The sequence below is a fragment of the Ciceribacter ferrooxidans genome, from assembly GCF_004137355.1.
Classification (GTDB): Bacteria; Pseudomonadota; Alphaproteobacteria; order Rhizobiales; family Rhizobiaceae; genus Allorhizobium; species Allorhizobium ferrooxidans.
This window is the reverse complement of the sequence record NZ_SDVB01000049.1, coordinates 1-293: the sequence shown is the minus strand read 5'-3', so window position 1 is coordinate 293 and position 293 is coordinate 1. Positions and strand designations below refer to the sequence as shown.

The following is a 293-nucleotide window of genomic DNA, read 5'->3' as shown; positions in this document are numbered from 1 at the left end:
CGAAGAACTACGATGAGCAACATGTATTGGCTTTTGGCAGCAGTCTTTATTATTGGAGCCGAATGCGCCTCTCCGGAGACTTATGTTTGTGGTTTGCAAGCAAAGGACAGAGTAGATTGTGGAGGACCTGGAATTACCCGTGATCAGTGCAAAGCTCTCCACTGTTGCTATGATGAAAAAGTGCCGAACACACCCTGGTGTTATTACCCCTATCAGATTAAAGGGTGCTCTGAAAACCCAACTGCACAAATATGTAATAAAGAAAATCCCAGTACTAGAACACGCTGTCCAGG

The 293-nt window shown here is 45.1% G+C and carries 1 protein-coding gene; it reads left to right on the top strand.

The annotated features are described in order from the left end of the window. Nucleotides 1–12 precede the first annotated feature (12 nt). Nucleotides 13–293: hypothetical protein (locus tag EUU22_RS01180; protein WP_165351029.1), on the top strand; the 281-nt coding region annotated here is incomplete at its 3' end.